The organism is Nonomuraea rosea (assembly GCF_039539705.1).
Lineage (GTDB): Bacteria > Actinomycetota > Actinomycetes > Streptosporangiales > Streptosporangiaceae > Nonomuraea > Nonomuraea rosea.
Map to the genome: position 1 here is coordinate 145,453 of NZ_BAABDQ010000026.1, position 26,627 is coordinate 172,079.

General features: G+C 70.5%; 23 protein-coding genes. 15 read left to right on the forward strand and 8 right to left on the reverse strand.

Annotated features, from left to right (window positions below):
• Positions 1-35: 35 nt before the first annotated feature.
• The 4 genes from ABEA43_RS43390 (at position 36) to ABEA43_RS43405 (ending at position 2,800) form a co-directional block, all read left to right on the forward strand.
• Positions 36-497, forward strand: coding sequence for a nucleoside deaminase (locus tag ABEA43_RS43390; RefSeq protein WP_345571568.1), 462 nt, complete (start codon positions 36-38; stop codon positions 495-497).
• A gap of 66 nt (positions 498-563) precedes the next feature.
• Positions 564-1,067, forward strand: a complete 504-nt coding sequence (locus ABEA43_RS43395) for a SigE family RNA polymerase sigma factor (protein ID WP_425570479.1) — start codon at positions 564-566, stop codon at positions 1,065-1,067.
• A complete protein-coding gene (locus ABEA43_RS43400) occupies positions 1,064-2,254 on the forward strand; it encodes a TolB-like translocation protein (protein ID WP_345571572.1) in 1,191 nt (396 codons plus the stop codon). The genes ABEA43_RS43395 and ABEA43_RS43400 overlap by 4 nt, the downstream gene beginning before the upstream one ends.
• 399 nt (positions 2,255-2,653) lie before the next feature.
• Positions 2,654-2,800: a hypothetical protein gene (locus ABEA43_RS43405; RefSeq protein WP_345571574.1), complete on the forward strand. Its 147-nt coding sequence runs from the start codon at positions 2,654-2,656 to the stop codon at positions 2,798-2,800.
• Between the two features lie 76 nt (positions 2,801-2,876).
• Here ABEA43_RS43405 and ABEA43_RS43410 read toward each other — a convergent pair whose 3' ends face one another.
• Complete coding sequence (locus ABEA43_RS43410) at positions 2,877-3,983, reverse strand: TIGR03364 family FAD-dependent oxidoreductase (protein ID WP_345571576.1); 1,107 nt, start codon at positions 3,981-3,983, stop codon at positions 2,877-2,879.
• Positions 3,984-4,119: 136 nt separating this feature from the next.
• Between ABEA43_RS43410 and ABEA43_RS43415 the strand changes: the two genes are divergently transcribed.
• Positions 4,120-4,875: a GntR family transcriptional regulator gene (locus ABEA43_RS43415; RefSeq protein ID WP_345571578.1), complete on the forward strand. Its 756-nt coding sequence runs from the start codon at positions 4,120-4,122 to the stop codon at positions 4,873-4,875.
• The gene (locus ABEA43_RS43420) at positions 4,872-5,546 is read left to right on the forward strand and encodes a phosphonatase-like hydrolase (RefSeq protein WP_345571580.1); all 675 of its coding nucleotides are present in this window, start codon (positions 4,872-4,874) and stop codon (positions 5,544-5,546) included. The genes ABEA43_RS43415 and ABEA43_RS43420 overlap by 4 nt, the downstream gene beginning before the upstream one ends.
• Before the next feature lie 13 nt (positions 5,547-5,559).
• On the opposite strand, the gene ABEA43_RS43425 is transcribed toward ABEA43_RS43420, so the two are convergent.
• The 3 genes from ABEA43_RS43425 to ABEA43_RS43435 form a co-directional block, all read right to left on the reverse strand.
• The gene (locus ABEA43_RS43425; RefSeq protein ID WP_345571582.1) at positions 5,560-6,681 is read right to left on the reverse strand and encodes a HupE/UreJ family protein; all 1,122 of its coding nucleotides are present in this window, start codon (positions 6,679-6,681) and stop codon (positions 5,560-5,562) included.
• A 63-nt stretch (positions 6,682-6,744) separates the two neighbouring features.
• A complete protein-coding gene (locus tag ABEA43_RS43430) occupies positions 6,745-10,662 on the reverse strand; it encodes a metallophosphoesterase (protein WP_345571585.1) in 3,918 nt (1,305 codons plus the stop codon).
• A gap of 308 nt (positions 10,663-10,970) precedes the next feature.
• Positions 10,971-12,128, reverse strand: a complete 1,158-nt coding sequence (locus tag ABEA43_RS43435; RefSeq protein WP_345571587.1) for an alkaline phosphatase PhoX — start codon at positions 12,126-12,128, stop codon at positions 10,971-10,973.
• Positions 12,129-12,614: 486 nt separating this feature from the next.
• On the opposite strand from ABEA43_RS43435, the gene ABEA43_RS43440 reads away from it, so the two are divergent.
• On the forward strand, positions 12,615-13,235 hold the full coding sequence (locus ABEA43_RS43440; RefSeq protein WP_345571589.1) for a dihydrofolate reductase family protein: 621 nt from the start codon (positions 12,615-12,617) through the stop codon (positions 13,233-13,235).
• Positions 13,236-13,542: 307 nt separating this feature from the next.
• On the opposite strand, the gene ABEA43_RS43445 is transcribed toward ABEA43_RS43440, so the two are convergent.
• Entirely contained in the window at positions 13,543-14,472 is a 930-nt protein-coding gene (locus tag ABEA43_RS43445; RefSeq protein WP_345571591.1) for an AraC family transcriptional regulator, read from the reverse strand.
• A gap of 82 nt (positions 14,473-14,554) precedes the next feature.
• Between ABEA43_RS43445 and ABEA43_RS43450 the strand changes: the two genes are divergently transcribed.
• Positions 14,555-15,283: an SDR family NAD(P)-dependent oxidoreductase gene (locus ABEA43_RS43450; RefSeq protein WP_345571593.1), complete on the forward strand. Its 729-nt coding sequence runs from the start codon at positions 14,555-14,557 to the stop codon at positions 15,281-15,283.
• Between the two features lie 23 nt (positions 15,284-15,306).
• On the opposite strand, the gene ABEA43_RS43455 is transcribed toward ABEA43_RS43450, so the two are convergent.
• On the reverse strand, positions 15,307-16,152 hold the full coding sequence (locus ABEA43_RS43455; RefSeq protein WP_345571595.1) for an alpha/beta fold hydrolase: 846 nt from the start codon (positions 16,150-16,152) through the stop codon (positions 15,307-15,309).
• 76 nt (positions 16,153-16,228) lie between these two features.
• Here ABEA43_RS43455 and ABEA43_RS43460 point away from each other — a divergent pair, with 76 nt between their 5' ends.
• Positions 16,229-17,068 (forward strand): AraC family transcriptional regulator, encoded by an 840-nt coding sequence (locus ABEA43_RS43460; RefSeq protein ID WP_345571597.1) that lies wholly within the window; start codon positions 16,229-16,231, stop codon positions 17,066-17,068.
• On the opposite strand, the gene ABEA43_RS43465 is transcribed toward ABEA43_RS43460, so the two are convergent.
• A complete protein-coding gene (locus ABEA43_RS43465; protein WP_345571599.1) occupies positions 17,069-17,731 on the reverse strand; it encodes a helix-turn-helix domain-containing protein in 663 nt (220 codons plus the stop codon).
• 163 nt (positions 17,732-17,894) lie between these two features.
• On the opposite strand from ABEA43_RS43465, the gene ABEA43_RS43470 reads away from it, so the two are divergent.
• Genes ABEA43_RS43470 through ABEA43_RS43480 form a run of 3 tightly spaced genes read left to right on the forward strand, consistent with a single transcriptional unit; the run spans position 17,895 to position 20,814 of the window.
• Positions 17,895-19,100: a cytochrome P450 gene (locus ABEA43_RS43470; protein WP_345571601.1), complete on the forward strand. Its 1,206-nt coding sequence runs from the start codon at positions 17,895-17,897 to the stop codon at positions 19,098-19,100.
• 5 nt (positions 19,101-19,105) lie between these two features.
• The gene (locus ABEA43_RS43475; RefSeq protein ID WP_345571673.1) at positions 19,106-20,059 is read left to right on the forward strand and encodes an ATP-binding cassette domain-containing protein; all 954 of its coding nucleotides are present in this window, start codon (positions 19,106-19,108) and stop codon (positions 20,057-20,059) included.
• The gene (locus tag ABEA43_RS43480) at positions 20,056-20,814 is read left to right on the forward strand and encodes an ABC transporter permease (RefSeq protein ID WP_345571603.1); all 759 of its coding nucleotides are present in this window, start codon (positions 20,056-20,058) and stop codon (positions 20,812-20,814) included. Before ABEA43_RS43475 ends, ABEA43_RS43480 begins: the two co-directional genes overlap by 4 nt.
• 35 nt (positions 20,815-20,849) lie before the next feature.
• Here ABEA43_RS43480 and ABEA43_RS43485 read toward each other — a convergent pair whose 3' ends face one another.
• The gene (locus ABEA43_RS43485) at positions 20,850-23,186 is read right to left on the reverse strand and encodes a fibronectin type III domain-containing protein (protein ID WP_345571605.1); all 2,337 of its coding nucleotides are present in this window, start codon (positions 23,184-23,186) and stop codon (positions 20,850-20,852) included.
• A 226-nt stretch (positions 23,187-23,412) separates the two neighbouring features.
• Between ABEA43_RS43485 and ABEA43_RS43490 the strand changes: the two genes are divergently transcribed.
• Genes ABEA43_RS43490 through ABEA43_RS43500 form a run of 3 tightly spaced genes read left to right on the forward strand, consistent with a single transcriptional unit; the run spans position 23,413 to position 26,623 of the window.
• The gene (locus ABEA43_RS43490) at positions 23,413-24,357 is read left to right on the forward strand and encodes a carbohydrate ABC transporter permease (protein ID WP_345571607.1); all 945 of its coding nucleotides are present in this window, start codon (positions 23,413-23,415) and stop codon (positions 24,355-24,357) included.
• Between the two features lie 13 nt (positions 24,358-24,370).
• Positions 24,371-25,243, forward strand: a complete 873-nt coding sequence (locus ABEA43_RS43495) for a carbohydrate ABC transporter permease (RefSeq protein ID WP_345571608.1) — start codon at positions 24,371-24,373, stop codon at positions 25,241-25,243.
• A 21-nt stretch (positions 25,244-25,264) separates the two neighbouring features.
• Positions 25,265-26,623, forward strand: coding sequence for an ABC transporter substrate-binding protein (locus ABEA43_RS43500; RefSeq protein ID WP_345571610.1), 1,359 nt, complete (start codon positions 25,265-25,267; stop codon positions 26,621-26,623).
• The last annotated feature ends 4 nt before the right edge of the window (positions 26,624-26,627 follow it).

Sequence of the window (26,627 nt, forward strand, 5' to 3'; positions counted from 1 at the left end):
TCTGCTGAGAAGCGGCCACCCACCTGGAGCGAGACATGCCCGATCAGTTGCTGTCCACGGCCGACCAGAGCATGCTCGACCTCGCCGTCCAGGAGGCCGGGAAGAGCCTCCAGGAGAAGGGCATCCCCGTCGGGGCGGCGCTGGCGCACGACGGCGCGCTCCTCGCCTCAGGGCACAACGAACGCATCCAGTCCGGAGACCCGATAGCCCACGGCGAGATGTCGTGCCTGCGCAACGCGGGCCGGCGCCCGTCCTACCGGGACACCACGCTCTACACGACGCTGTCGCCCTGCCCCATGTGCACCGGCGCGATCCTGCTCTTCCAGATCCCCCGCGTGGTCATCGGCGAATGCGAGACCTACGCGGGGGACATCGGGTTCCTCCGATCGCGGGGCGTGGAGGTCCTGCTGGCCGGCGACGAGCGGTGCGTCTCGATGATGCGGGAGTTCCAGCGGCGCCACGCCGAAGCGTGGAGCGAGGACATCGGCGGGCGCTGAGCCGCTCGTGCAACAGTTTTCGCACCTTGTTCCTCTGGGAGGTGGAGGAACGACGAAGGGCGAGGAGTGTTGGAAGCTGATCCGCGTTTCGCGGAGTTCGTCGCCGAACGCGGTGACGCGCTGCTGCGCTACGGCTACGTGCTCGCGGGCAATCCGCACGACGCCGCCGACCTGGTGCAGGAGGCGCTGCTGAAGATGCGCGCCGCCTGGCCCAGGCTGCGGCGCAAGGAGAACCCCGAGAGCTACGCGCGTACCACGATGGCCAGGCTGCACATCGCCGCCTGGCGGCTGCGCAGGCGCGAGCAACTCGCCTGGGACCTGCCGGAGCTCGAACACCACGACCGGCTGCCCGGGGGCGACGAACAGCGGATGTGGCAGGCGCTGGCCGGCCTGCCGCGCAAGCAGCGCGCCGTCCTGGTGCTGCGCTACTACGAGCAGCTCGGCGACGCGGAGATCGCCGCCGTGCTGGGGATCTCCCGCGGCACCGTACGCAGCCAGGCCGCCCGCGCGCTGGACAAACTCCGCAGCACCGTCCCGACCGAGCCGATGCCGAGGGGGAACGCCCGATGACCGAGGTCGAGGAGACATTGCGCAGGACGTTCGGCCAGGCGGCGGACCAGGCGCCCCGCCTGCCCCCCCTGCTCCCTGAACGGCTCGAACAGCTCCATCGGCGCAAAAGGGGGCGGGTCAGGATGACGCTGGCCGCCGCGGCGGTCGTGCTGATCGGGGGCGGAACGGTCGCCGTCGTACGCGGCGGCGACACCATCACCGCCGTGCCCGCCGCGGAGTCGTTCTCCGCCAAGCCGCCCGCGTCCGTGGAGAAGGTCTGGCCGCAGGCCGTGACGAAGATCCCGGCGAAGGGGCCTGGCGGCCTTGGATGGCAGCCGGTCGCGTTGGTCGGCGACCGCACACCGCTGATGGTGACTTCGACGGCGGAAACGGGGGCGGCGGTCGCGGTGTACGCCTACGACCTGGACAAGGGCGTACACCAGAAGATCGCCACCATGCCGGAGCCCGGGCAGCACGGCTTCGCGGGCGGCTTCGCCGTGGGGAGCGGGCACGTGGCCTGGTGGAGCGGGACCAAGGACCGCGTCGCCCAGCTGTGGAGCGTGCCCGTGAGCGGCGGGAAGCCGAAGCTCGTCGGCAGCCAGAGCATCAAGGAGGGCGACGGCAGCGGGATCGACAAGCTGGCGGTGGCCGGCGACCAGATCGTGTTCTCTCTCTACACCGGCGGGGTCTTCACCGTCCCCCTCGCGGGCGGCACGGTGACGCCCGTCGAGGGCGGTGCCGGGATGCACCTGCTCGCCTGGCCGTGGATCGGCACGCCCGGTCAGGGCGGCGAACCCCACGGCACCGAGTACGCCCGGATCCTGAACGTCGAGACCGGCGAGACCAGAGGCGCCGTCACCCACCCCGGCGAGAACCTCAGGTTCTGCGGCGTGACCATCTGCCTCGGCAGGACCACGAAGGGTGGAAGCTTCTTCCGGCACCGGGACGGCTCCGGCTACAAGGCCGCGCCCGGCAACGCGGTCTTGACGAGCCCGCCGGTCCAGGACCGCTTCTACCCCTCGCCGTACGGCGACCGCAGGCCGGCCGGCGTGGGACTCTACGACCTGGACACCGGCGCGTCCGGCGACCTGGGCCTCCGCCCGGACGGCCAGTGGATAGCGGTGCCCAGCACGGACCCGAGCAGCCTCCTCCTCAGCTACCAGCTCGGGGACCAGCTCCATCTGATCGACCTGACCCAGATCCGGTGACGGTGACACTGGCAGCCGGGCCGCAGGGTCGGGCCCGGCTGCCGGCGTGGCCGCGCGGCCGGCCCGGCTCATGGCGTGGCCGCGCGGGCGGCCCGGCTCACGGGGTGGCCGTGGCCGCCACCTGGTACGCCTCCTGCTCCTGTGACTCGAAGTAGGTCCCAACGATGTGCGGCCCCTCGTACCAGCCGGCGATGAGGTTCGGCGAAAAGCGGATCACCGCAGCGTCTGAGGAGCCGCCGGCGAGTCTGCCGTTCAGGCTCGTTTCCCCGCCCCGGACAGGGGCAGAGGCTGCGGCGAGTCAGGCTGCCCCCAACAGATGACCGGTCGTCGCCGCCGCGCTGATCGGGTCGATGCGAAAGGGTCTTCATGTCCCAGGCGCCATCAGCGAGCTCGCTCAGCATGGCCATCGTCATCACCCTCCCGCCACCCGACATCCCGTCCTTCGCTGCCGTCCTGCTGCGGAGGGAACGCATGCGGCCCATCAGGGTGGTGGCTCCCCCGGCCGCCGGACGGCCGCCGTTGACGACCGGCGACATGGCGGTGTGACGGCGCGGTCCGGGTGGACGACGCTCCGAGCCGGGGATCAGGCCAGGTCCGGGTGGACGACGCTCCGAGCCGGGGATCAGGCCAGGTCGTCGAGGACCTCGGGAGCCAGGCCCAGAGCGGTGGTCATGCCGATGCCGGAGGTGACCGACACCACTCGTACGCCCGGCATGGGCGCGGCGACCAGGAACGGGTCACGGGCCGAGGCGTAGACGCCGCGCCACCGCTCCCGCACCGCCAGAGGCCCGGCCCCTAGCAGGCGGGCGCTCTCGGCCAGGACACGCCGGTCGAGCTCGTCGTCGTCGAACGGCTCCGGCGTGACGGCGTAGGCGTGCGTGTCGCCGATGGTGAGGTCGCCGTCCGGGAGCTGGGTGAACATGAGGTTCAGGCCGATGTCGGTCAGCGCCCGCTGCTCGCTCTCCAGCCGCGCCCGCAGGGCGGGCTGCGTCGGGCAGGCCTGGAAGCCGCCGTAGCGCAGAAGTGAGAAGCCGGACAACACGGCGGGGGCGACGTGGCGTCCGTGCGGGTCGGCCACGCGCAGCATGCGCAGGACGCACCGGCGCAGCCCGGCCCGCTCGGCCAGGTCGGGGAAGTGCCGATCGACGTCGTGCCCGACGGCCATGACCACGTGCCCGGCCCGGATCCGGCCCCGGCCGGTGGTCACCAGACCGGGCTCGGCCAGGTGCGCGGAGGTGGCCCAGTGGAAGCGCACGCCCCGGCGGGCCAGCCAGGCGGCGATGGCGTGGACGGCCTGGCGCGGATCGACGCGTACGTCCAGCGGCAGCCACGCGCCGCCGACCACGCCGGGGCCCACCGGCACCCGTTCGGCCACCTGGCGGGCGTCGAGCAGGACGGCCTGGCCGTCCCGGTCGGCGGCGAACTCCTCCAGGACCGCGTACTCGTCGTCGGCCCGGGCGACCACGACGGTGCCGCCCTCCTCCAGCCAGAACCCCGCCTCCTCGGCCAGGCGCAGCCACGTGGTCCTGGCGGCCATCGCGTACCGCAGGGCCACGCCGTCCTGGGCGGTGAAGCAGCCGTGCCCGAAGTTGCGCACCGAGGCGCCGACGGCGCGCTCGTCCCGCTCGACCACCACGACGGACAACCCACGGGCCACGGCGTCCACGGCGTGGGCGAGCCCCACGATGCCCGCACCGACGATCACGAGATCGGCCGCGTCACTTGTCATGATAAGTACGCTGCCCCGCTCGGCCGTGCACCGTCAACCCAGCTCCCGACATATCATTCCGTGTTCGCTTATATGTCACCTACCAGGGAAAAAGAGGCTTCCGGAGAGTGTCGGCACTCTTGTATGGTCAAGTGCCATGGACGTCCCACTCCACGAACGCGTCGCGTCGGAGCTGCGCCGCCGGATCAGCTCGGGCGAGCTGCCGGTGGGCGCGGCCATCCCCTCGGAGTCGCACCTGTGCGAGCAGTGGGGCAGCTCGCGCGGCCCGATCCGCCAGGCGCTGGCCACGCTGCGCGCCGAAGGCCTCATCGGCGGCGGGCGCGGCAAGCCGCCGGTGGTGCGCAGCCAGAGCATGCCCCAGCCGTTCGAGACCTTCCTGTCCTTCTCGCGATGGGTGGAGCTGATGGGCCGCACGCCCGGGCAGCGCACGCTGGAGATCGCCCGCCGGCCGGCGACCCCGGAGACGTGCGACGCGCTCGGGCTGGCGGAGGGCGAGCCCGTCGTGCAGATGCTGCGGCTGCGGCTGCTGGACGAGGTGCCCGCCATGATCGAGCGCACCACGTTCGTCTGGCCCGTCGGACGGCTGCTGTTCGACTTCGACTGCGACTCCGGGTCGGTCTTCGCCTACCTGAGCCGATGCGGCGTGGACCTGAGCCGGGCCCGCCACGTCGTCGACGCGGTCGGCGCCGACGAGACCGACGCCGGGCTCCTGGGGATCGAGCGCGGCGCGCCCTTGCTGCGCGAGCGCCGGCACACCTCCTCCGCGAGCGGTGCGCCCGTCGAGTTCTCCGATGACCGCTACCGGCCCGACCTGGTCTCGTTCACCATCGACAACTCCCAGCAAGCACACCCGGCGCTGCTGCGCAGCCCGAGCCAAGGAGAAACCCCATGATCGAACTGGCGGTCCTGGACGTCGCCGGCACCACCGTGGAAGAGCACGGTGCCGTCTACCTCGCGCTGGAGGAGGCCGTACGCGCCGCGGGCGGCGCCCCCGATACCGCCGCCATCCAGCGCTGGATGGGGGCCGACAAGCGCGAGGCCATCACCGCGCTGCTGGCCGAGTCACCGAGCGGCCCGCCGGACCCCGGCACCGTCGAAGCCGCGTTCGCCGATTTCCGCGCCCGGCTGAGCGCGGCCTACGCCGCCCGGCCGCCGTCGCCCCTGGCCGGCGTTCCCGAGGCGATCGCCACGCTGCGCGCGGCCGGCGTCAAGGTGGCGCTCACCACCGGGTTCGACCGCGAGGTGACCACGGCGCTGCTGGCGGCGGTCGGCTGGGACGACGGGGTCCTGGACGCGGTGGTGTGCGTCGACGACGTGGCGGCCGGCCGGCCCGCGCCCTACATGATCTTCCGGGCGATGGAGGCGACCGGTGTCCGCGACGTCGGCCGCGTCCTCACCGCCGGCGACACCGTCCGCGACCTGCAGGCCGGCACCAACGCGGGCGCGCGCATCGTGGCCGGGGTCCTCACCGGCAGCCAGGACGCCGCCACCCTCGGCGCCGTCCGCCACACCCACCTCCTGGCGGGCGTCGCGAGCATCCCCGCCCTGCTCCGCCTGCGCTGAGTGTTCGGGCGACTCAGAGGGTCAGCGGGATGCGGTCGAGGAACCAGTACAGGCTGACCAGCACGATCGGCACGGACAGCGCGGCCACCGCCCAGCGGGTCGCGGGCGTGCGGCGCAGCAGCACCAGCAGCGGGAAGAGCACCGCGATGAGCACGAGCTGGGTGACCTCGATGCCGACGTTGAAGCTGAGCAGCGACAGCAGCAGCCCCCATGACCCGCTCTCGTCGATGTCCAGCGCGCCCGCGAAGCCCAGCCCGTGGACCAGGCCGAAGGCGAAGACGATCGGCAGCCGCCACCTGCCCAGCCGGTCCTCGTCCCGGCCCAGGAGGTTCGCCAGCGCCACGACGATGATCGAGCCGGCGATGATCGGCTCCACGATCGCGCCGGGCACCGTCACGACCCCCATCGCCGCCAGCAGGAACGTGATGCTGTGCGCGGCCGTGAAGGCGGAGGCCGTGACGACGACGTCGCGCAGGCGGCGCGCGCCGATGAGCAGGGCCAGCAGGAAGAGCACGTGGTCCAGGCCGAACAGCAGGTGCTCGGCGCCGAGCAGGAAGAACTCCCCGATCTGACTCGCCGTCCGCTGCTCGCCGACCCGCACCGTGGGGCTCAGCGCGGCGAGGACGGCGGAGCCCCGCTCGCCGTCGAGGTCGTAGGTGAGCATGGTCTTCGTGCTGTGCACGAAGGTCTCGGAGTCGGGGAACAGCGCGCTGGAGATCGCGTACGTGCCGCCGCTGCCGCCCGCGCAGGCGTAGGCGAGCGTCACCACGGCGAAGGGCACCTTGCCGCGCGGGCGCACGTCCGCGTCGCCGGTCTGCGTGGGGACGCACGGTTTGTCGTCGTACGCCACGGCGAAGCGTGCCGTGATGTAGTCGTTCACCGCGGCCCGGTTGATCGTGAGCTGGCGGAGCTGCTCGGCTCGTTCCTTCGCGTCGTACGCCTCGGCGTAGAGCCACGCCGACTTCATGAGCAGGTCGTATTCGAGGTCGAGCACGACCTTGACGTTCGCGCCCGTGCCGGTCACCACGGCCTGCGCGGTCGTGGTGGCGTCGTGCGCCGCCGCCGGAGCGGGCCGCGCCAGACCGGCCAGCAGGACGGCGAGGACGACGGCGGACAGCCTGAGCCAGCGGAACATGTGTCGTTTCTCCCGGTCAGAGGGGTAGAAGCCGCCCCGGACGAGGTCCGGGGCGGCGCTGGATCAGCGGTTGAACCAGTGGTACATGGGCGAGTCAGGCCCCCACTTGCCCGGACGGCCGTGCTCGTCCTTCGTGACGAACACGCTCGGCTCGGAAGCGGTCACGCCGCCGCCGGCTGAACGGGCCGTGACGAACCAGGCGTAGGCCGTGTCGTCCTTGAGGCGGTTCCAGGTGACCGAGGCGACCTGGCCCGAGGCGACCTTGCTCTTCCCGATGATCCGGCTGGGCTTGTAGAGCGCCAGGGAGTCGGTCTGGAAGGTCGTCGTACGGGAGGTGAGATCGACCGGCAGCACCATGTTGTCCTCCAGGCCGTTGTAGCGGCGCAGGGGGTCGAACTCGGCGGCGCCGAAGTCGTTGAGCAGCGGCGAGTAGGTGTCCACGCTCAGCTCGGCCCGCTTGACGTCGAACTGCAGCAGCCGGAAGAAGCTCGCCCCGAACTGGAGCTGGTCCTGCGGGTTGTACCCGCCGATCTCCGTGAGCCCGAGCCGGTCGGCCGACACCGTGTAGAACTGGTAGTCCGCCAGCAGCTCGACGACGCCGTTGCCGACCTGGCCGACCTTCGGCTTCACGTTGGTGCCCACGCCGTGCTCGTGACCGGCGAGGATGAGGAAGACGTTCGCGTTCTTCTCGACCACCGTCTTGTAGAGCATCGAGCCGTCGGGCGCCGCGAATCCGGCGCCACGGCCGTCGGGGTTGGTGCTCGGCACGAGGTAGTCGTGCGAGAGCAGGATGCCGTTGCGGCCGGGGAACTTCTTGAAGACGGAGTCGGCCCATTCGGCCTCCTCCCTCGTCACCCCGTACGACAGGCCGACCACGACGAAGTCCAGGCCACCAGCGGAGAACAGGTCGTAGTGGTTCTGGTTGTCGCCCTCCTTCCACGGCCCGCCGTACTCGGCGTGCTGCCAGCCCTTCGCGGCGTCCTGGTAACGGCCGGGGCCGTAGTACTGGTTGTAGATCGCCTCGGGGCCGTTCTCGGTGCCCGACTGATTGTCGTGGTTGCCGGCGATCACGCCGTTCGGGATGGCGGCGTCGTCCAGCACGCGCTGCTGCTTCGAGGACACCTCGAACTCGCCGGTGATCTGCCGCTGCGTGGCCTCGTCGGCCGGCTTGCGGATGTTGTTCTCGATGATGTCGCCGGTGTGGGCGACGTACGAGATCTTGCGCTGGTCCTTGTTGTCCCTGATCCAGTTGACGACGCCGGAGTAGGCGGACTCCCAGACCGCGCGCTCCTCGGGCGTCTCCTGCTCCACCGCGCCCTCGGAGATGTACTGCGTGTCGGTGAAGTGGACGATCGAGAAGTCGTACGTGGCGGGGTCGGCGAAGCCGTTCGGGTCGCCCGGCGCGATGTCGTCGGCGAACGGGTCCTCACCCGTCACCATGACGTGCACCTCCCGCCGGTCGATGTACTTCTCGTCGACCACGGCCGTCAGCACGGTCTTGCCCGTGGCGACGCCGCGGGCGCTCGTCAGCAGGTCCCACGCCTTGGCCTTGGTGTTCCAGACCCGGAGCGAGGCCAGCCGCTGGGGGTCGATGACGCCCTCCCAGCGCAGCACCGGCGCGTCCACGTGGCCCTCGACCTTGACGTCGAACCGCTGGTAGGTGAGCTCCTGACCGGCGGGCGCGTCGAGCGTCTTGCCGTCGGCGGGGTCGAGTCCGTCGGTCCTGACCCGCTTCTCCCCCGGCACCTGCAGGGTCGTCGGGAGGGTCTGGGCCGTGCCCTGGTACACCTGCTCCGGCGCGAGGATCTTGGCCTCGGAGAACGTGGCCGTCACCTGCCCGCCGTCCGGCTCGGCGACCTTCGCCGAGAGCTTGACGGGGTCCGACACGTCCACGGCGCCGAGCGCCGGGCTCAGCTCGGCGGGGACGTCCGGGATGCCCGCCGACTCGAAGACGATCTCGCGGACCGCCGTGTTGCCGAGGCCGTCGGCCCCGGTCACGGTCAGCGTGTGCGCACCGGCCCGGAGGCCGGGGCCCACCTGGGCGCCGAGCTCGATCGGCTGCCCGTCGAGCTTGACGTCAGGGCCGGACACGACGCCTGAGGCGTCCTCCAGCTTGACGTCGAGCACGACCGAGGCGGTGATCCGCTCCTTCGCGGCCGGGACGCTCTTGCCCACCTTCGGCGCCGAGTTGTCGGAGATCAGGAGACGGGTGGCGACCTCGCCGGTGACCGACGTGGCCGACAGGGTGTGCTTGCCGTCCTTGATCGCGGTGGTGTCGAGGTCCGCGCGCAGGCCGCGGGCCTGGCCGTCCACGAGGAATTCGAGGTCGATCTCGATGAGCGGGTTCACGGTGTCGCCGCAGTTGCCGTCGCCCATGCCGTACGAGGCCTTGAGCAGCTGGCCGGCCGCCGTGCCCTGCGCGGGGGTGAGGGCGACGTTCGAGATCGTGAAGTCGTCGCGGTTGTTGCCGCACGACGTCGGGAAGGTGCCGGCCACGAAGTCGATCGTGTTCCAGCCGGGCACCAGGAACTCGTTCGGGACCGTCAGATCGACGCGGCGGCTCACGAAGTCACCGTCGAGCACGATCTTCTGGCCGTTGACGAGCACGTGGTTCTGGTAGCGCGCCTCGATCGAGTTGCTGCCCACGTTGAAGCTGAGGGTCGCGTCGCCGGAGCCGAGCGTCTCGGTGACGTGCACGGCCGGGGCGTCGATCGTGTAGCGCAGCTCGGCCTCGCGCAGGGCGGTCTGGCTGCTGCCGCAGGCGCCGTCGCCCAGCTCGTACGACGCCTTGATGTCCTGGCCGGTCACCGTGGCGCCGTCCAGGTCGAGGGCGAGGTTCGCGATGGTGAAGTCGTCGCGGTTGTTGCCGCAGGACTCCTTGTAGTCCCCGGTGACGACCTTGATCGTGTTGTCGCCCGGCACCAGGAACCTGGCCGGCACCCCCACGGTCACCCGCTGGCCGGCCCAGGAGCCGCCCAGGTCGATGCGCTTGCCGTTGACGAGCAGGAAGTTGTCGAACTTGTCGTCGATCGAGTCCGCCCCCACGTCGAAGGAGAGCTTCGCGGCGCCGTTGCCGAGCGTGGCCTTCGTGGCGGGCTCGTCGCCGTCGACGGTGAGGGACTTGACGCCGCCCGCACCGGCTGCCGGGACGGTCGCGAAGACGGACTTGGTGCCTGCGACGAGCGTGCCGTCCGTGGGCGTCAGCCGCGGCGCGCCGGCCGGGGCGTTGTTCACGGTGACGGTGTTCTTGACGCTGGCCCCGGACGCGGTGGTCGCGGTGATGGCGTGCTCGCCGTTGGCCAGCTTCGTGGTGTCCACGTCCGCGGCGAGACCGCTGGTCCCCTGCGGGTCGCCCAGCACGAAGAACTTGAGCGTGGCCCGCTTGAGCAGCGTGGTGTTCGTGCCGCAGCTGCCGTCGCCGAAGGAGAAGGTGTACGGGTTGTCCTCGCCGTCCGCGACCTCGCCGAGCAGTTCGAGGCCCACGTCGGAGAGCACGAAGTCGTCGTGGTTGACGCCGCAGGAGGACGTGATCGAGCCGACCACGAACTCGACGGTGTTCTCGCCCTTGACCAGGCTCTCGTTGGGGATCTCGATGGAGGCCCGCTGGTTGACGTAGTCGCCGATGTCGCTGCGGTAGGTGCCGTTGACGAGCACGTAGCTGTGGTACTGCGCCTCCGTCGAGTTCGAGCCGACGTCGAAGCCGAGCTTGGAGACGCCCACGGTCCTGGTGGCTTCGAGGGCGGTGTCGTCCACGGCGAGTTTCGTGACGCTGTCACCGGCCGCGGCCGGGACCGCCGCGACCTTCACCGTGCCTTCCAGATAGGAGCCCGCGGCGGGGGTGAGCGCCGGCGGGGTCTTGGAGCTGGTCGGCGTCGGGCTGGGCCGTCCCCGCTCCTGCCCTGTTGAGGAGGAGGCCGATGGGGTGGGGGAAGGAGTGGCCGGCTGGGGGTCGGCGTACGCCGCCGTCACGAGGGTGCTCACGAGCACCACCGCGACCGCGCCCGCCGTGGCGAGACGCCCCCAGCTTGATAAACCACTCAGGAATGTTCGTACTGCTGGCCGCATCAGGGCCTGTCCCTTCTCTTACCGTGCCGGAACAGACCGGCAAGACAGCCTGCTCCCGGGCGGACACGTTGGAGTGCCCATGTGAACGATGTGCATAGAGAGGCTGAAGAGAAGGATAACGATCAGTTCATTCTGGTCATCTATCACGAGACAGGAACAAATGCGTCACGAGTCAACCGGTGGGCATGCACCGGCACATACACGACGGCCTTCGCGCGCGAGCTTCAGGTCCTGAACGGGCCGGTCACGCAGTAGGTGATGCCGCCGGACGACGATCCCGAGGTGCCGCGCTGGGAGGAGAAGTACAGCCGGTTCCCCGCGGGGCTGAAGGCCGGCCCGGTGATCTCCGACGCGCTCTGGCCGGTGATCCGCAGGAACGGGGAGATCTTGTCGTCCGGGGTGATGAGGCAGATGTCCATGGTGCCGCCGTCCTCGGCCACGTAGAGATCCCCGTAGGTGGAGCCGGTGACGTTGTCGACGCCGGTGAGCGGCGGGGTGCCGGGGCTGACGAGGCTGTCGTCGTAGGCGAGCTCGTAGGTGTTGTTCGTCAGATCGACCTGCCAGACCCGGTTGTCGCCCTTGGTGGTGAACCAGACCGTGTCGCCGGCGTAGTGGCAGCCCTCGCCGCCGTTGAACGACTTGGAGCCGGACACCTGACTCCGCGTGACAGTCGGGGAGCCGTCGGGGTCGGGGACGTTCGCCCAGGTGAACGAGCCCGATGTAGCGGATCCGGCCACCATGACCTGGAGCGTGCCGGAGGACAGATCGCCCCACGTCGCAGGGACGAACCGGTAGAACCGCCCGTTGGTCTCGTCCTCGGTCAGGTAGATCACCCGCCGTACGGGGTCGGCGGCGGCCGCCTCGTGCTTGAACCGGCCCATCGCCGGCCGCTGTACGGCGGTGCCGCCGAACGGGTAGGTCTCGTAGACGAAGCCCCTGCTGACCTCCTCGCACGACAGCCACGTGTTCCAGGGCGTCTTGCCGCCCGCGCAGTTCGTCCTGGTGCCGGACAGGATCCGGGACGCGGACGTGACTCCGCCGCCGGAGTCGAACCGGACGGCCGAAGCGCCGCCGCCGGGGTTGATCTCCGAGTTGGAGACGTAGATCCAGCCACTGCCGTCGGCGAAGCAGGCGCCTCCGTCGGGAGCGTTGTGCCAGGTGTAGGACGTGCCGGGGACGGTCTGACCGGAGCGGGCGATCACCTGGCTGGTGAAGCCGGCCGGTAATTGGATGCCGTTGGCATCGGCGGCCTGCAGCGCGCCGTAGGGACCGGTGGCGTTCTGAGCCGGTGCGGCCAGAGCGGCGCTCTGCCAGAGACTGCCGGAGAAGGCGACGGTGCTCACACCGAGCACCGAAGCACGCAGGAAATTACGGCGTTCCATCGACGAAACCTCCTTGAGGGGGGTGCGGCCTCGCTGACAGTAGGCCAGACAAGGAGACATCCGCCAGTCAGAGACTGGACGCGAACCAAACGACCTCAACGGTCCTGATCCCCCGATTCCGCGTGATTCCGGCCCGGCGCAGGCCAGGGCGTGTGACGCCCTGGGGCCGGCGCGACTCCACAGGGCACTCTCTGGGCGGCGACCAACTATGTCTTCTGCAAGAAATGGGGCAGGGAGATCAGGGATTCCTCCGGTAATCACCACCACTGGTGGCTGCTGACCGACCTGGACGCGGTGAATTCCGGGGCGAGCGGACGGTCCTACGTTTCCGCGTACTACCTCAGCCGGTGGGGAAACGACGAGGCCCGCGACAACAATGGGGCGGTCGTTCCCGACTGCGGGTGACGAGCCCGCCCGCTGTCCGATCCGGGGCACCGGCTCCGACGTCCCAGGCGAATCTGGTCTTCGGAAAAGGAGTCACAGGCCATGGGCAAGGTAATCGCGAGCGCGACGGTCTCCTTGGACGGCTTCATCGCCGACGAGTCGGATCAGGTGGGCCCGCTCTTCGACTGGTACGGCAACGGGGACGTCGCCTTCAACGGCGGCGACCCCGAGCGGGTCTTCCACGTTTCGGCCGCCAGCGCCGCCTACATGGAGGAGACCTGGTCGCGGATCGGAACGGCGGTGATCGGCCGTCGCCTGTTCGACCTCACCAACGGCTGGAACGGCCGCCCCGCCGCCGGCGACGCCGTCTTCGTGGTGACGCACGAAGCGCCGAAGGACTGGCCGTTCCCCGACGCGCCGTTCACGTTCGTCACCGATGGCCTGGCCGGCGCGATCGCCCAGGCCAAGGCCGCCGCCGGGGACAAGGAGGTGTCGCTGACCGGCGGTGACCTGCTGGGCCAGGCTCTGGCCGCCGGCCTGGTGGACGAGCTGCAGGTGAACCTGGTCCCGGTGGTGTTCGGCAAGGGCGTGCGGTTCTTCGGCGCGTACGACGGCCCGCCCGCCCTTCTCGGCGACCCGGAGATCGTCCACGGCGACCGGGTCACCCACCTGCGATACGACGTCCTCCGGTCACCCGGTCCGGTCGCTGAGCGGCGCCCATGAGACAGCCGGGGCGCCCGGCTCCTGCCCCCCGCGTCCTGTCCGGTGGGAGGGGTTCGTGCCAGGTCACGTCAGTGCAGGATCCGGTGGAGCGTGCCACGGAGCGTCCTCTCGGGGTCGGCGTCGTTCGACCACGCTGGACAGGCTGGGGTACCTCATGTTCCTTCACCTTTCGTGCTGTTACGCCACTTGGTGTGGCGCAGGACGATCTGCTCGGGACGGACGGCGTTGAGAACCAGAGCGGCGCCCTTGAGGACGCCGAGATGGCGGGAGATGGACGGCCCGCTGATGGAGAACCGGCTCGTGATTGCTAAACATTGCCGCGCCAGTCCGAGGGCGTGCGTCCGCGGGCGCGTTTGAACGCCACGCTGAACGCGAACGGATCCCCGTACCCGACCCGGCGGGCCACGGTGGAGACGGTCTGCCGGGTGTCGCGGAGCAGGTCGGCGGCGAGGGTCATGCGCCAGTCGGTGAGATAGCCGAGCGGCGGCCGGCCGACCAGGGCGGCGAAGCGCTGGGCGAAGGCGGCGCGGGACATGCCGACCTTGGCGGCCAGCCCGGCGACCGTCCACCGGTGGGCCGGATCCTCGTGCAGCAGGCGCAGCGCCTCCCCGATCGCGGGGTCGGCCATCGCCCGGTACCAGGCGGGCGGCGTCGTCTCCGGCCTGGCGCACCAGGCCCGCAACGCGATCACGAGGACCAGGTCCAGCAGCCGGGCGAGGACCGCGTCCTGGCCCGGCTCGTCGCGGGCGGTCTCGGCGGAGAGCAGATCGAGGGCCGCCCGGGTACGCGGTCCCGCGGGCACGATCGCCAGCGGCGGCAGCAGCTCAAGCAGGCGGGCGGCCACGTCGCCGCGGAGCTCGTACGCGCCACGGAGCATGACGGTGGCTCCGGGCAGGCCGGTGCCGTACGTGCGCGGGGCCAGCTCCGGGACGGAGTCCACCGGCTCGCCGGTGGGAAGGTATTTCCGCCCGTCCCTGATCACGAACTGCGGCGGGGTCGCCGGATCGTCCGCGATCGTGTATCCGCCGGGAGCGGTGATAAGGGCGATGTCACCCGCGGCAAGTCGTGTGGGAGCCGAATCCCCGAGCCGGATCGAGGCCTGGCCGCCGAGCGTGGCCGCGACCGTGAGCGGCGGCGCGTCGGCGTACGTCATCGCCCACGGCGGCCGCTGGATCAGCTGCCGGACCAGGGCGTTCTGCGCGCGGGCTCGATGCAGCAGGTCTGTCAGGACGTCCACCCACCCAACCTAGACGAACGCAAAGGCATTTCAGACGTTCTCCCATGGATCGTCTGCACGCCGGTGAGGTTGGCTGGACGGCATGACGAAATCCATCGCAGTGTTCGGCACCGGTCCGGGTGTCGGCCAGGCCATCGCCCGCCGATACGGCAAGGAAGGGTACGACGTCGTCCTGGTCGCCCGCCGGCAGGAGCCCCTGGACCTGCTCGCCCGGGAGCTGTCCGCCGACGGCGTCAACGCCCATGTGATCACCGGCGACCTCGACAGGACCGATGCCGTCCCGGCGCTCGCCGAGCGGATCCGCGCGAGCGCCGGGAACCCCACGGCCCTCTACTACGGCCCGGCGCCCAGGGACCTGGCGTTCGTGCCCGCCGTGGAGCTCACCCCGGAGCGGATCCAGGACCGCCTGCCGATGACGCTGTACACGCTCATGGCCCTGGTCCGGGAGTTCCTCCCCGCCATGGCCGAGCGGGGCGACGGCGCCATCCTCAGCGCCCAGGGGGCCGCCGCCGTCCAGGGCCGGCCGTACATGAGCGGCTGGCCCACCGTCCTGGCCGCACAGCGGAACTACCTTCAGTCGCTCGCGGCCGAGGTCGCCGGCCAGGGCGTCTACGTCGGCATGCTCTACATCGGCGCCCGCATCCTGGGCACCCCCTTCGAGGAGGACTACCAGCGGCGCCAGGCCGAGGGCGAGCCCGTGCCCGACATGCCCGCCGCCGACCCCGCCGAGCTGGCCGGCCTCCTCTGGGACATGCACGCCGAGCGGAAAAGGCGGGAAACCGTCGTCCCCGCCGGCCTCCTGGACAGCTGAGACCCCAAGCTGGCGCCCAGGCCCTACCGTGGGCCGGCCGCCGACGGGGCAGCGTGGATCGCGGTGAAGGCCAGGAGGGGCGCGGCGGTCCTGGGCGGATCCTCGAGCAGGGGTGAGTGCCCGAGACCGGGCAGCAACTCGACCTTCGCGCCGGGAACGACGCGGTAGCCGGCCGCGGACGACGAGCGCCACCGGCGGTCGTCCTCGCCGAAGATCACCAGCAGCGGCTTGCCGAGGCCCGCCAGCCGGTCCGGAAGCGCCCGTTCCGCCAGGTAGCCGCGCGCGGCCTGCATGGTCGCGGTGAGCGAGTGGAAGGTCATCACGCGCACCTCGTCCAGGAGCTCCTGCGGGATCCGGTAGCCCGCGCGGCTGAACCCGGTGCTCGCGAACTCGCGGATCTGCTCGTCGGTCGGCGGCCACTGCGCGGGGTCGATCGCGGCGGACTGCGGCGCGATGAAGGCGTCCAGGCTGGGACCGGTGTTGATGAGGGCGAGCGCGGTCACCCGCTCGGGGCGCTGCTCGGCGAGGGCGGTGGCGACCACGCCGCCGCTGGAGTGGCCGACGACGATGGCGCGCTCGACGCCGAGCCGGTCCAGGGCCGCGCCGGCCCGGCGCGCCTGGTCCGGGATCGCGTAGCTGCCGTCGGCCGGTTTGGCCGACCGGCCGTGCCCGAGCAGGTCGATCCTGATGACGTGGTGGGAGCCGGTCAGCAGCGGGACCAGCGGGTCCCACGATCGGGTGGAGGAGGCGGACCCGTGGATGAGCAGGAGTGCGGGGGCGTCGCGAGGGCCGTCCTGGCGCACGTGGATGTCGCCGTCCACAGAAGAAGTCTCGCCGTTCACGTGCGGTCCGCGGTCAGAAGAGGTCATGAGCCCAGTGTCGCCGCTGGTACGCGCCGGTGGATTGGACAAATGTTCCCTCAGCCGGCCCGCATAACATGGGACGATGCGGACATTCGTCCACGGTGCGGCTGTCTGGGACGTCGCCTGCCCCCAGCGGCCCAGCCGGGTCGCCGGTGTCACCATGGCCGGGTTCCGCGTCCGTGACCTGGACGCGCTCCGGATGGTCCCGCACCCGGCCGTGACGCTGCTGCTGGAGTTCGGCGCAGGCTCGCCCGTCATGGACTGTGCCGGTGGACGGCAGCAGCGGGGAAGCGTCGTCGCCGGCCCCGGGATCGGGTCCGGCGGCGCGGTCTGGGCGCGGGGCGAGAACATCGAATGCGTGCAGATCCGCCTGTCCCCCGTGATCGCCCGCGCGGTGCTGGGCGCCTCCCCCGCCGACCTCGACGGCATCGTGATCGCCCTCGACGACCTGTGGGGCCGGGAGGCGTCACGGATCCGTGAGCGGCTGGGCGAGACCCCTTCCTGGGCGGATCGCTTCGCGCTGACCGACGCGTCGCTCGCCCGCCGGCACGAGGCGGGGCCGCCGGTGGACCCGGAGGTGGCCTGGGCCTGGCACCGGATCGTCGGCGACCGCGGCCTGGTCCGGGTCGACGACCTGGCGGCCGAGCTCGGATGGAGCCGTAAGCGCCTGTGGTCCCGGTTCCGGTCGCAGCTGGGCCTGCCGCCCAAGCGCGCGGTGAAGCTGGTCCGCTTCGACCATGCCGCCCACCGCCTGGTCGCGGGTGAGGCCGCGGCCAGGGTCGCGGCCGACACCGGCTACGTCGACCAGTCTCACCTGCATCGGGACGTCAAGGCGTTCACCGGGGCGACCCCCGCGACCGTGGCCGCCGAGCCGTTTCTGGCGGTCGACGACCTCGCGTGGGCCGGACCCGCCGCCGGCTGATCAGGACAGGAGGCCGCGCCAGCGCTCGGCCGACTCCAGCGTGTCGAGGCCGATCCGCTCCAGGAACGCCCCGCCCCCGGCCAGCCGGCGCCCCATGGGCGTGTCGCGCCCGAACGTCTCCGCCGCCTCCTTCACCATCGCCGCCGCCTTGAGCGTCTGCCGTGAGCTGATCATCGTCGAGTGGTACCAGGTGTCGGCGTCGACCACGTAGATGTCGCGGCGCCGCCCCGCATCGCGCTCGCGCCTGATGAGCCCCTGCTGGATCAGGTAGTTGACGGCCATGGAGACCGACGCCGGGCTGACCTGCAGCGTGCGCGCCAGGTCGGCCACGGCGAGCCTGCCGTCCTCGCTCAGCCACAGGCCGATGAGCACGCGCGCCATCATCTTCGGCAGCCCCATGCCGACCACCAGCTCGATGATCCCGTCTTCCACCGCGCCCGGCGTGCCGCCCCGCGATCCACCCGTGGCCGAGGGCGTGCCGCGCCGCGCCCGCCGCTCCGTCGCCCGGTGCGCCTGCTCGGGCCGGTAGCCGCCGGGGCCGCCGTTACGCCCGATCTCCCGGCCGATCGTCGAGGTCGGCCGGTCGAGCCGCCTGGCGATCTCGGCATAGGAGAGTCCTTCTGTGAGACCGGCCGCGATGCGCTGACGGTCCCGCTGGGTCAACCTTCCTCCTGGCATGCCGCCAAGTATTGCGTTCGCCGCCATCCATTGCAACGTTTCATTGCATTCAAGCTCATCGTCATTGCACCAATTTCATCGCTTTGAGCTGGGCAAATACACTCTGCCAGATTGACAATTATTTTGAACGCAACGTAGCTTTCAGAGCATGTCAAACACGTACTATCGCGACCAGCCGGTCTCCCCGTCCTTCGACCGCGCGCCCGCCTGTCCCTTCGACCCGGCCCCCGAGGTCACCGCCCTGCGCGCCGAGCAGCCGATCGTCCCTCTGGCCATGCCCGAGGGCGCCCCCGGCGTCTGGCTGGTCACCGGCTACGCTCTGGTCCGCCGGATTCTCGCCGACCCGCGGTTCAGCTCCCGGTACGAGACCCAGTACCACCCCGCGCTGGGCGGGCACCTGCCGCCGGCCCCCGTCGGCGACCTGACCGGCATGGACGCGCCCGAGCACACCCGCTTCCGCAAGATGCTCACGGGCAAGTTCACCGTCCGCAGGATGAACCTGCTCACCGAGCGAGTCACCGAGATCACCCGTGAGCGGCTCGACGCGATGGAGCGGCAGGGGCCGCCCGCCGACCTCGTCGAGGTCTTCGCCCAGCCGGTCCCCGCCCTGATGATCTGCGAGCTGCTCGGCGTGCCGTACGAGGACCGCGAGCAGTTCCAGGGCCAGACGCGAGCCCTCGCGGAGGCAGAAGAGCCCGAGGCGCAGTACGCCGCCTTCATCGAGCTCGGCGAGTACCTGCGGAGCCTCGGGCTGGCCAAGCGCGCGCAGCCGACCGACGACCTGCTCAGCGACCTGGCGGGCAGCGACCTGACCGACGAGGAGCTCGGCGGCGTGGCCGCCTTCCTGCTCGGCGCCGGCCTCGACACCACCGCCAACATGCTCGCGCTCGGCACCTTCGCCCTGCTGCGCAACCCGGACCAGCTCGCCGCTCTGCGGGCCGACCCCGGCCTGGCCGACGGCGCCGTGGAGGAGCTGCTGCGCTACCTGACCATCGCCGGCACCGGCTTGCGCGGCGTCCTGGAGGACGTCGAGCTCGACGGCCGCCTGCTCAAGGCCGGCGACACGGTCGTCATCGCGCTCAACGCCGCCAACCGGGACCCGGCCAAGTTCTCCGACCCCGACCTGCTCGACCTGCGCCGCTCGGCCGCCGGGCACCTCGCCTTCGGCCACGGCGTCCACCAGTGCCTCGGCCAGCAGCTCGCCCGCGTCGAGATGCGCGTCGCCTTTCCCGCGCTGCTCACCCGGTTCCCGGGGCTGCGGCTCGCCGTACCGGCGGAAGAGGTGCCGTTGCGCACCGACCCCTCGCTGATCCACGGCGTGCTCAGCCTGCCCGTCACCTGGGACCGGGCGTGAGCGCGATGCCGGCCCACACCCCCGCCATCTCGGTACGGGGACTGCGCAAGGCGTACGGCACGCACCGCGTCCTCGACGGCATCGACCTCACCATCCCGCAGGGCACGATCTTCTCCCTGCTCGGCCCCAACGGCGCGGGCAAGACCACCACGGTGCAGATCCTGTCCACCCTGATCAAGGCCGACGCCGGCGAGATCAGGGTGGCCGGGTACGACCTGGCCAGAGAGCCCGACCAAGTGCGCGCCTCGATCGGCGTCACCGGCCAGTTCTCCGCCCTCGACGGCCTCCTCACCGGCGAGGAGAACCTGCGCCTCATGGCCGACCTGCTGCACCTCGGCCGGTCCAGAGGCCGCGAGCGCGCCCGCGAGCTGCTGGAGCGCTTCGACCTCACCGACGCCGCGCGCAAGCCCGCGATCGCCTACTCGGGCGGGATGCGCCGCCGGCTCGACCTCGCCATGACCATGGTGGGCACGCCCAAGCTGATCTTCCTCGACGAGCCGACCGCGGGACTGGACCCGCGCAGCCGCCGCACCATGTGGCAGATCGTCAGGGACCTGGTCGATCAGGACGGCGTGACCATCTTCCTGACCACCCAGTACCTGGAGGAGGCCGACGAGCTCGCCGGCCGCATCGCCCTGCTCAGCCAGGGCGCGCTGGTGGCCGAGGGCACCTCGGCGGAGCTCAAGCGGCTGGTCCCCGGCGGCCACATCGTCGTGCGCTTCGCCGACGCCGACGGCTACCGCAGGGCGGCGCCCCACGTCGGCGCCACCTCGCGCAACGACGCGGCGCTCACCGTCCAGATCCCCAATTCCGGCAGCGTCAAGACGCTGAAGAAGCTCCTGGAGTGGCTGGACGCCCAGGCCATCGAGGTCGCCGAGCTGACCATGCACACCCCGGATCTGGACGACGTCTTCCTCAGCCTGACCCAGGAGCCCTCAACCCAGGAGTCCTCCCGATGAGAGTGATCGCCGACTCGGCGACGATGCTGCGCCGCCAGGTCAAGCACATCTGGCGCTACCCGTCGCTGATCCTCACGTTCGCCGGCGTCCCGGTGGTGTTCCTGCTGCTGTTCGTCTACGTCTTGGGCGGCACCATGGGCGCGGGCATCGGCGGCGACCGCGCCGCCTACGTCGGCTACCTCGCCCCCGGCATCATGATCATGACGATCGCCGGCGCGGCGCAGGGCACCGCGATCTCGGTGGCCACCGACATGACCGAGGGCATCGTCGCCAGGTTCAAGACGATGGCCATCGCCCGCGTCTCGGTGCTCACCGGGCACGTGCTCGGGGCGATGGTGCAGACGTTCATCGCGATCGCGGCGGCGACGCTGACGGCCGTGCTGATCGGCTTCCGCCCGGCCGCCTCGGCGCTGGACTGGCTCGGCGTGATCGGCGTGCTGGCCATGTTCACGTTCGCCATCACCTGGCTGTCGGTCGCGCTGGCCATGGTCTCCAAGAGCGTCACCACGGCCAGCAACCTGCCGATGCCGCTGATGATGCTGCCCTTCCTCGGCAGCGGCTTCGTCCCGACCGAGTCGATGCCGGCTGGATTGCAGTGGTTCGCCGAGCACCAGCCGTTCACTCCCGTCATCGAGACCCTGCGCGCGTTGCTGGCCGGTCGCCCGGCCGGCGCCGCCTTCGCGGCGGCGGCCGGCTGGAGCGCGGTCATCGCCCTGGGCGGCTACCTGTGGGCGCGCAGGCTCTACAACCGGTGACCGGGGAGGCCGGCAGGTCCGGCCTCCCCGGCGCGTCACTGGAAGGAGAGGGAGTCGATGGTGACGGTGCTGTTGCCGCCGTACCAGAAGCCCATCGAGAGCTGTCCCGGAGACGCCCGGTTGATCCCGTTGGCGGACAGCGGAATCTTGATGTCCTGGTACGCGGTGGTGACGGCCGGATGGCCGCCGCCGTCGAGCGTGTAGTCGCCGAGGAGCTTGGTCACCCCGCCGAGGCTGACGTGGAAGTGGCTCTGCTCGCCCCCTGCCGCGCCCTTGATCCGGAGAACGAGATAGGTGTGCGCGGACAGGCCGGTGTTCACGTCGCTGCCGAACCAGCCGCCGTTGGCGTACCGCAGGCTGAGCGCCCCGCCGGACACCGCGCCCGAGCCGCCGCCGTTGACGAAGCCGTTGCCGCCGGTCCACTTGCCGAGGTCGTTACGCGCGGCGGACGGGTACGCCGGGTTGCCGTCGAAGTCGTCCACGACCAGGCCCGCGGCCGTGGACGGCAGGGTGACGACGGTGACGGCCGACGACGCGGCGGAGGCGTTGCCCGCGGCGTCGTACGCCTTGACGGTGTAGGTGTAGGAGGTCGCGGGGGTCAGCCCGGTCTCGGTGAAGGAGGTCGTCGCCGAGGTCCCGACCTGGGTGGCGCCGCGGTAGATCCGGTATCCGGCCACGCCGACGTCATCCGTCGACGCCGTCCAGGACAGGGTGACCGAATTGGTGGTGCGCGACGGGGAGGTCAGCGAGGCGGGCGCGGTCGGCGCCGTGGTGTCCGTGCCGCCGCCCGTGCCGACGGTGACCGAGCCGAGGCCGAGCCAGCCGTCGCCGCCCTGGGTGGCGTTGCCGAAGCGGAGCTTCTTGGCGTTCGCGGAGACGGCTTCCAGCGGGTTCTTCACCCGCAGGACCCACTGGTAGCTCCCGTTGGGCACGCCGGTGAGGCTCACGCCGGTCTGGAAGTACTGCGGGTAGCCGTAGTCCAGATATGTCGGGTCTGAGCCGACGCCCCAGTCGGGGAACGCGCGGATCTTCAGCGGCATGACCGTGCGGAGGTCCCAGGGCGTGTCGAAGGTCTTGACCACGGTCCCCGCGCTGTTCTTCAGGCCGAGGGTGACCGTCCACGGATAGTAGAACGGCGCCACGCCCTTGTTGCTGACCCGTACGCCCACGTTCGTGGTCCCGCTCGCGGTGTTCTTGAAGTAGGCGTTGTCGACGGTGAGGTCGTACCCCATCAGCCGGACGGCGGCCGCGACGTTCGGGTCTCCCGGCGCGTAGCTCTGGCTTCCTTCGTTGATCTTCCAGGTGGTGTGCTCCAGCTCGATGCACGCCTTCATGTTGTCGACCTGCCCGGAGCCGCCGGGCCAGGACGCGAACGCCGAGGGCTGGATCTCGGGCCGCACCTCGCCGCCCATCGAGTTGGTGATCCACTTGTTCTCCGCGCCGGCGTTGAGCGCCCGCTGGAGCTGGGCCCAGCCGGCCCCGCCGAGCGACTGCGGCAGCGTGACGCCGGCCAGCGGCGAGCCCTCGCGGTAGCAGAAGGAGTCGTCGTGGTAGCCGATGTCCCGGTTCGTGGCCGCGCCCGCCGCCGAGTCGGGGTAGCGCAGCTCCAGCTTGGTCGTGCCGAACGCGTTGTCGTACGCCTGGAGGATCTGCGCGGCGTGCGCGTCGGTCGGCATGAAGTTCGGGAAGGTGTCACCGCTGGTGTCGGTGTCGTACGGCCAGGTGTGCCACTCCCCCCACAGCCCGATCAGGCCCAGGTGGATGAACCCGATGCGCGGGTCGCCGTCGTACCGGGCGCCGAAGGCCGCGATGAAGTTGTTCAGCGCGCTGAGCAGGTACGGGCTGTCGTAGTCCGGGCTGGTGGTGCCCCAGGTGGTGTTGGTCCGGTACGTGACGTGCCCGTCGAAGCAGTGCGGGATGGCGTTGCCCGGGTGGCTTCCGGTGCCGCCGGGATATTCCATGTAGAGCCGCACGGCCGCCTGGTTGCCGTACGAGGCGATCTCGTTCAGCGCGCTGTCGACGATGGCCCAGTTGTACTTCGAGCAGTCGGCCGCGTCGGTCATCACCTCTGACAGGCCGAAATAGCTCCACGCGAGAGAGCGCGGGTAGCCGGTGTTCTGGTCGCTCCCCGGCGAGTAGAAGCGGGCGAACCCCTTGAGCGGATTGTCCAGCGGCGAGGGCGCGGACGCCAGCGGATGCGCCTGGAGCGACGGGTCGGGCGACGCGGGGACCGCGGGCCGGGACGGCACCCCGCCGGGGACCGGCGCGAACGCCCACGCCTGGGCGGCCGGGAACAGAGCCAGCGCGACGGCGGCGAAGGCCGCGAGAACGGCCTGGCGACGCCGCCGCGATGGCAGAACTGGGGCAGGCATGACTGAGGAACCTCCGAGATACGTGAGCGGCCGAAGCCTGCGGCGAGCCGTGCAAGGCCCGCTACATGGGGGTTGACGTGGGACGGAAGCCTTCGGAGCAGCTACAGAGCGCTCGCCAAAATATGAGGAGCCCTTGACAAACTTCCGATGCCACACATCATTATTCGGAAGTGACCCCGTGACAAGAGGGCAATTTCACCGAGCGCCGAGGACGATGATGAGAACGATGCGAGCCGAGGAACGGTCGCAGGTCGCCGAGCCGAGCGACGACGCCGGCACACCCCGGCGAAGCCGAGCCCGGCCGCGTGACGATCGCCGGGCGGCCTGGATCTTCCTGATCCCCGCGCTGGCCGGCTTCGTGATCTTCTACGGCTACCCGAGCGTCCGCGGGTTCTGGTACTCCCTCACCGACTTCAACCTGCTCAACGACCCCGAGTTCGTCGGCGCGGACAACTACACCAAGGTCCTCCAGGACCCGCAGTTCTGGCACTCGATCCAGGTCACCGCCTATTACGTGGTGATCAACATCGGCTCGCAGATGCTGTTCGGCCTGCTCCTGGCCGGGATCATGCATCGCCTCACCCGGTCGGTGGCGCTGCGCGCGATGTTGCTGCTGCCCTGGCTGGTGCCGAACGTCACCGTCGCCCTGCTCTGGATCTGGCTGCTCGACGCCGACCTCGGCTTCGTCAACCACCTGCTGAAGGCACTCGGCCTCGGCACGGTCGGCTTCTTCGTCTCACCCGACTGGGCCATGCCGACGATCGGGCTGGTCAACTCGTGGGCGTACACCGGCTACACCGCGCTCCTGCTCTACGCCGGCATGTTGCAGATCCCGCCGCACCTGTACGAGAGCGCCGCCCTCGACGGCGCCGGCGAGCTGCGCATGTTCCGCTCGATCACGCTGCCGATGTTGCGGCCCGTCCTGGCCCTGGTGCTGGTCGTGTCGATGATCGGCTCGTTCCAGATCTTCGACACGGTCGCCGTGGCCGCGGGCGGCGCCGGAGCGACCAGCGCGATCAGGGTCATCTACTACTTCATCTACCAGCAGGCCTTCCAGTACTTCCACATGGGCTACGCCTCGGCGGCGGCACTCCTGCTCGCCCTCGTCCTCGGCGTGCTCACGGTCGTGCAGATGCGGCTGCTGCGGGCGTCCCGCTCGGACCTGGCCTGAGGAGAGACACATCTTGCGGCGCATCGGCAACGCGTGGGCCTGGGTCATCCTGGCCGGAGCCCTCGTACTCACTCTGTTCCCCTTCTACTGGATGGTCCGTACGGCGATCACCCCCGCCGCCGACCTCTACGCCGACAGCGGCGCCCTGTTCCCGTCGCACCCCACGATGGTGAACTTCCTGCGCATCCTCGGGCTCACCAGCCAGGAGGAGGCCCGCGCGGCGGGCGGCTCCGGCGCGCGGATCGACTTCGCCCGCTACCTGCTCAACTCGATCGTCTACAGCGGCCTGATCGCGACGTTGCAGACGTTCTTCTGCGCGATGGCCGGGTACGCGTTCGCCCGGCTCCGCTTCCCGGGCCGCGAGGTCGTCTTCGGCATCGTGATCGCCGCGCTCATGGTGCCGCCGGTCTTCACCCTGCTGCCCAACTTCGTGCTGGTGAAGAACCTCGACCTGGTCAACACCTTCGCCGGGATGGTGGCCCCGTCGATCCTGATGACCCCGTTCGCGGTCTTCTTCCTGCGGCAGTTCTTCCTGTCCATCCCCCGGGACGTGGAGGAGGCGGCCCGGCTCGACGGCAACGGCGCGTGGGGCATCTTCTGGCGCATCGTGCTGCCGATGAGCCGCGGGCCGCTGATCACCATCGGGCTCACCACGACCGTGTGGGCGTGGAAGGACTACCTGTGGCCGCTGCTGACCGGGCGCGAGGAGGAGACCCGCGTCCTCACTGTCGCGCTCGGCGTCTTCCTGCAGCAGTCGCCCAACACCGCTCCTGACTGGACCGGGCTCATGGCCGGCTCGACGCTGTCGGTCCTTCCCGTCCTGCTCCTGCTGATCTTCCTCGGGCGACGGCTGGTCCAGTCGCTCAACTTCTCCGGAATCAAATAACCCCCCATAAAGCGAGGCATCATGAACACCACCAAGCGGACAGGTCTGGCGATACTGTCACTGGCGCTCGCCGGCACGCTCGCCGCGTGCGGCTCGGGCGGCGGCGACGACAGCGCGGCAGGCGGCGCCGTCACCCTCGACTACTGGCTCTGGGACGACAACCAGCTCGCGTCCTACCAGTCCTGCGCCGACGCCTTCCACACGGCCAACCCGAACATCACCGTCAAGATCACCCAGACGGCGTGGGACCAGTACTGGCAGGGCCTGACCACCCAGCTCGCCGCCGGCCAGGCCCCAGACGTGTGGACCGACCACGGCTCCTACTACCCGCAGTTCGTCGGCAGCGGGCAGATCCTCGACATCCAGCCGTTCGTCGACCGCGACAAGGTGGACCTGACGCAGTATCAGGACGGCCTGGCCGACCTGTGGGCGAAGGACGGCAAGCGGTTCGGCCTGCCCAAGGACTGGGACACCGTGGCGGTCGTCTACAACACCACGATGCTGGAGGAGCAGGGCGTCAAGGCCGGCGAGATGGCGGACCTCACCTGGAACCCCGCCGACGGTGGCACGCTCCAGCAGGTCATCGCCAAGCTCACGGTGGACGAGAACGGGCACAACGGCCTCGACCCGGCCTTCGACAAGGACAAGGTCAAGGTGTACGGCTTCCTGCCGGAGTGGGCCGACGGGTCCCAGGGACAGAACGGCTGGGGCGACCTGGCAGTGGCCAACGGCTGGACGTACCTGGACAAGAACCCCTGGGGTACGCAGTACAAGTTCGACGACCCCAAGCTCGCCCAGACCATCGACTGGTACAAGCAGCTCATCGACAAGGGGTACGCGCCGAAGTTCGACAAGCAGTCGAAGCTGGGCAGGGACGCGGTGATGAACGCCGGCAAGGGCGCGCTGACGTTCGTCGGATCGTGGACGATCAACACGTACCTGGGCCAGGACGCCAAGGAGAAGTTCGCCCTCGCCCCCATGCCCGTCGGCCCGGCCGGCGCGCGCAAGACCGCCATCAACGGCCTGTCCGACGCCATCTTCGCCGGTACGGAGCACAAGGAAGAGGCGTGGAAGTGGGTGAAGTTCCTCGGCTCCGCCGACTGCCAGAACATCGTCGCGGGCAACGCGGTCGTCTTCCCCGCGATCAAGACGGCGAGCGACAAGGCCGCCGAGGCGCACCAGGCCAAGGGGCGTGACGTGAGCGCGTTCCTCGACCCGACGAAGACGCAGGGCGGCACGTTCCTGCTGCCCATCACCGACCACGGCAACGAGGTGAGCCAGATCGTGCAGGACGCCATCCAGTCGGTCATCCTCGGGCAGACCGGTGCCGCCGAAGCTCTGAAGAAGGCCAATGAGCAGGTCAACGCCCTGTTCACCTGACCCA